Source organism: Streptomyces sp., from assembly GCF_031178505.1.
GTDB classification, from domain to species: domain Bacteria; phylum Actinomycetota; class Actinomycetes; order Streptomycetales; family Streptomycetaceae; genus Streptomyces; species Streptomyces gulbargensis.
Map to the genome: position 1 here is coordinate 1 of NZ_JAPSIW010000546.1, position 4,899 is coordinate 4,899.

Genomic DNA, 4,899 nt, shown 5'->3' on the forward strand with positions numbered 1-4,899 from the left:
CCTCGATCGCCTGGTGCATGCCCTCGTTGTAGCGGCGGCCGGCGAGGATACGGCCGGTGTGCTCGTCGACGATCATGACCTCGCCGTCGATGACGACGTAGTCCTTGTCCTTCTTGAACAGTTCCTTCGCCTTGATGGCGTTGTTCAGATACCCGACGAGCGGCGTGTTGACCGACTCGTAGAGGTTGTCGATGCCCAGCCAGTCCTCGACCTTGGCCACGCCGGACTCGTGGATGCCGACGGTCCGCTTCTTCTCGTCGACCTCGTAGTCGCCGGTCTCCTCGATGCCCTTGAGCGGGTTGCCCGGCTCACCGCGGGTCAGGCGGGTGACCAGCTTGGCGAAGTCGCCGTACCACTTGGTCGCCTGGTCGGCCGGACCGGAGATGATCAGCGGCGTACGGGCCTCGTCGACGAGGATGGAGTCGACCTCGTCGACACAGGCGAAGTTGTGGCCGCGCTGGACGAGCTCGTCCTTCGACCACGCCATGTTGTCGCGCAGGTAGTCGAAGCCGAACTCGTTGTTCGTTCCGTACGTGATGTCGCAGTTGTACTGCTCGCGGCGCTGGGCGGGCGTCATGTTGGCGAGGATGCAGCCGACGCTCAGGCCCAGGAAGCGGTGGACCCGGCCCATGAGCTCGGAGTCGCGCTCGGCCAGGTAGTCGTTGACGGTGATCAGGTGCACGCCCTTGCCCGAGAGCGCGTTGAGGTACGCCGGGAGCGTGCCGACGAGGGTCTTGCCCTCACCGGTCTTCATCTCGGCGACGTAGCCGAGGTGCAGGGCGGCGCCGCCCATGATCTGCACGTCGTAGTGGCGCTGGCCGAGGACACGCTTGGCGGCCTCACGCACGGTCGCGAAGGCCTCCGGCATCAGGTCGTCGAGGCTCTCGCCGTCGGCGTACCGCTGCTTGTACTCCTCCGTCAGCGACCGCAACTCGGCGTCGGAGAGGTTGACGAAGTCCTCTTCGATGGAGTTGACCTGGTCCGCGATGCGGTGCAGTTTGCGCAGGATCTTGCCTTCGCCTGCACGCATGAGCTTGTTGAAGACGGACACTGAGGCTGGTCTCCTTGCCGGTCGGGCCTGGCACTGGGTCTTGTGATGGACACGAGCGCGGGCACGGCAGGTGGTCCCCACCGCAACGGCCATCGTAAGCGAGACCACCGCCGGGGAGGGAGGCCCGCAGTGCCGGAGCCGCACGTGCGCCCGGAATGAGAACGCCCGAGGTGGTCGGAAGGTGCCGCCCCGCCCGAAAAGTGTTCGCGTCCCGTGCCCCGGGTCACCAGAATCCCGCCATGGACCCCGTCACGCTCACCACCGACCGGCTGCGCCTGCGGAACTGGCTTCCCGAGGACGCCGACGCCGTCTACACCATCTGCCAGGACCCGGCCATCCGCCGCTGGACCACCGTCCCCGACCCGTACAGGCGCGAGGACGCCGACTTCTTCCTGAACCGGCTCGTCCGGGACGGCTGGCGCGAGGACAGGGAGTACGGATTCGCCGTCGAGCTCCTGGAGGGCGGCCCGCTGCTGGCCGCCGCCTCCCTCCGTGCCCAGGAGCCCGGTGTGTACGAGATCGGCTTCTGGCAGGCCGCCGGGGCCCGGGGCAACGGCTACATGACGGAGACCGTGCGCGCCCTGGCCCACTGGGCCTTCACCGGCCTCGGCTGCACCCGCCTCGTCTGGCGGGCCGAGGTCGGCAACGTGGCCTCGCGGGCCGTGATCGAACGGGCCGGATTCACCCCGGAGGGCGTCCAGCGTGCCGGACTCCTCCACCACGGGACGGTCCGCGACTGCTGGATCGCCTCCCTCCTCCCCTCCGACTTCGGCCTGCCGAGCCCCCTGCCCTACCTCCCGGCCCAGGACCGCGAGGCCCTGACCTGACACCGGGTGACCGGTTCCCGGCCCCTCTGTCGGTGCCGGGCCCTAGGGTGCGGTCCATGACGACTGTGCCGCCGCCCGCCGCCGAACTGACCGCCGACGAGGCCCGCCGGATCGCGCTGCGCGCCCAGGGGTTCCTGGGCGCGGCCGACCGCCGGGCGGGAGTGCGCGGGATCCTGCGCCGGCTCGGGCAGGTGCAGCTCGACACCATCTCGGTGCTCGCCCGCTCGCACGAACTCGTCCCGTACGCGCGCCTCGGCGCGGTCGGCCGCCCCACGGTCGAGCGGGCCTACTGGACCGAGGCCCACGCCTTCGAGTACTGGTCGCACGCGGCGTGCATCCTGCCCGTCGAGGAGTGGCCCCACTTCGCGTTCCGCCGCCGCGCCTACCGCGCCCGGCCCCAGTGGCACCACGACCTGGCGCCGGGGACGTACGAGAAGGTCGTCGCCCAGCTGCGCGACGAGGGGCCGCGCACGGCGACGGAGCTGGGCGGCGCGAAGAACAAGGGCGAGTGGTGGGACTGGTCCGACACCAAGATCGCCGTCGAGCGGGCGCTGATGTTCGGCGACGTGGTGGTGGTCGAGCGGCGCGGCTGGAAGCGCGTGTACGACCTGGCGGAGCGGGCGATCCCCGACGCGCTGCTGCACGACGACCTGGACGACACCGAGTGCGTGCGGCGGCTCGTCCGCCAGGCGGGCGAGGCGCTCGGGGTGGGCACGCGCGCGGACATCGCGGACTACCACCGCATCAGGGGCGAACAGTTCGACGCGGTGATCGAGGCCTCCGGCCTGGTGCCGGTGACGGTGGCCGGCTGGGGGAAGCCCGCCTGGGCCGACCCGGCGGCGCTGGCCTCGGAGCCCCGCGGCCGGCACCGTACGACGCTGCTGTCGCCGTTCGACTCGCTGATCTGGGAGCGGGCCCGCACGGAGCGGATCTTCGGCTTCACGCACCGCCTGGAGGCGTACGTGCCGAAGCCGAAGCGGGTGTACGGCTACTTCGCGATGCCGGTCCTGGCCGGTGGCCGGCTGGTCGGCCGGGTGGACCCGGCGCGTGAGGGCCGGACGCTGGTGGCCCGGCAGGTGTCCCTGGAGGGCCCGAAGGCCGTGCCGGCCGTGGCCGCGGCGCTGCGCGAGGCGGCCGAGTGGGTGGGCTGCGACGCGGTGAAGGTGGAGCGCGTGGACGCCCCGGAGCTGGCTCCGGCCCTGATCACCGCGCTCGACTGAGGCCTTTCGGTCCGGGGCGGCCGTTCCCGCCCCGGGCCCTGAGGCCTCCCTTCCGGATCCTGCCGGAGGAGAGGCTCAGCGGATCTCGAGGATCTTCTCCCGCATCGCGTAGACCACGGCCTCCATGCGGGAGTGCAGCTGGAGTTTCTCCAGGATGTTCCGCACGTGGTTCTTGACGGTGTTCTCGGAGATGAAGAGTTCCTTGGCGATGTCCCGGTTGTTCATGCCGGTCGCGACGAGCTTGAGGACCTCCAGCTCGCGGTCGGTCAGCCGGGGCGCGGGCACGAGCCTGCGCTCGTCGGTGCGCTGGATCATCGACTTGAACTCGGTGAGCAGCTTGGACGCCATCGAGGGGCTGATCTGCGACTGGCCGTCCGCGACGGCCCGGATCGCGGTCGCCACCTCGTCGGTGGAGATCTCCTTGAGGAGGTAGCCGGTCGCGCCCGCCTTGATGGCGTCGTAGAGGTCGGCCTCCTCGTCGCTGATCGTCAGCATGATGATCTTCGCGCTGGGGGCCACCTCCTTGATCGAGGTGCAGGCCTCGATGCCGCCGCGCCGGGGCATCCGTACATCCATCAGGACGATGTCCGGCAGCAGATCGGCCGCCTTGTCGACGGCTTCGGCGCCGTCTCCGGCCTCTCCGACGACCTGGATGTCCTCCTCGTGGGCGAGGACGATCTCGAGTCCCCGGCGGAAAAGGGCGTGATCGTCCACCACGAGGACCCGGATCGGCTCTTTGCGGAAGGCTCCGCTGTCCGAATCCGATCCCTCGGGAGCTGTCTCCGGGATGACCGCGCCACCGTGCTCGCGCTCGCTGAGCACCGGTCCGAAGCTGTCCGCCATCGTTCCTCCCCCTGAAGGCCGTGGCCTGAATTCGTTTCCGGTCCTCCAACCACTGCTCGGGAAGCACCGGTTGGCGTGCACGCCATGATTTCATGCCCCGGCGGTTCCGCGGTGATCCCTCGGCGCGCAAACCGGCCGCGAGGTCTCACAGGGGTGCCCCCGGAGCGCGGTGGGCGCGCTCCGGGGGCACCGTGAGGGACACGTCAGGCAGGGGGCGTGCGGCGGCCGTCAGCCGCCGAGCGCGCCACCGGCGCCGCCACTTTCGGCGAGCGGGTCGCTCTCCAGGTGGATGACGCCGTAGTCGTACGCGTGACGCCGGTAGACGACACTCGGCTGCTTGGTGTCGGAGTCGACGAAGAGGTAGAAGTCGTGCCCGACCAGCTCCATCTCGTAGAGCGCCTGGTCGAGCGTCATCGGGGCGGCCTTGTGGGTCTTCTCGCGGACGACCAGCGGGCCTTCGCCCTGGACCTCGATCGAGCCCATCATCGTGGTGGGCACGTCCTGTTCGGCCTCGGAGCCGACCAGTTGTCCGTTCTCGTCGATCTGGGCGACACCGTGCACGACGTCACCGACCTCCGCGGCCGAGAGCCGGCCGCTGCCGCGGCGCGTGTACCGCTTGTCGTGCTGCTTGCGCAGTCGGGCCTCCAGCTTGTCGCTGGCGAGGTCGAGCGCCGCGTACGGGTCGGCCGCGGCGGCTTCCGCCCGGATCACCGGGCCTCGGGAGTGGAGGGTGATCTCCACGCGGTCGGACCGGTCGGCCTGCCGCGGGTTGTGCTCCTTGGACACCTCGACGTCGAGGCTGATCACCTTGCCGTCGAGCTTCTGGATCTTCTCCAGCTTCAGCTTCTCGGCCACGTGCTTGCGGAACCGCTCGGGCACCTCGGTCTTGCGGCCCTTGACGACGATGTCCACGCAGAACTCCGTTCCCGGATCGCCCGAATCGGCTCCTTGACCGACG

Annotated in this window: 4 protein-coding genes and 1 pseudogene; 2 read left to right on the forward strand and 3 right to left on the reverse strand. The window is 70.1% G+C overall.

What is annotated here, in order from left to right:
• Nucleotides 1–1,051, reverse strand: a pseudogene (locus RIF68_RS27405) (preprotein translocase subunit SecA); the annotation flags it as partial.
• Between the two features lie 239 nt (nt 1,052–1,290).
• Between RIF68_RS27405 and RIF68_RS27410 the strand changes: the two are divergent.
• Together RIF68_RS27410 and RIF68_RS27415 are read left to right on the forward strand one after the other, a co-directional pair.
• On the forward strand, nt 1,291–1,878 hold the full coding sequence (locus tag RIF68_RS27410; RefSeq protein ID WP_309053980.1) for a GNAT family N-acetyltransferase: 588 nt from the start codon (nt 1,291–1,293) through the stop codon (nt 1,876–1,878).
• A 56-nt stretch (nt 1,879–1,934) separates the two neighbouring features.
• Complete coding sequence (locus RIF68_RS27415) at nt 1,935–3,098, forward strand: DNA glycosylase AlkZ-like family protein (RefSeq protein ID WP_309053981.1); 1,164 nt, start codon at nt 1,935–1,937, stop codon at nt 3,096–3,098.
• A gap of 75 nt (nt 3,099–3,173) precedes the next feature.
• Here the strand turns inward: RIF68_RS27415 and RIF68_RS27420 are convergent, their stop codons facing one another.
• A complete protein-coding gene (locus RIF68_RS27420) occupies nt 3,174–3,941 on the reverse strand; it encodes a response regulator transcription factor (protein WP_309053982.1) in 768 nt (255 codons plus the stop codon).
• Nucleotides 3,942–4,169: 228 nt separating this feature from the next.
• A complete protein-coding gene (gene hpf / locus RIF68_RS27425; protein WP_309053983.1) occupies nt 4,170–4,853 on the reverse strand; it encodes a ribosome hibernation-promoting factor, HPF/YfiA family in 684 nt (227 codons plus the stop codon).
• Between the last annotated feature and the right edge of the window lie 46 nt (nt 4,854–4,899).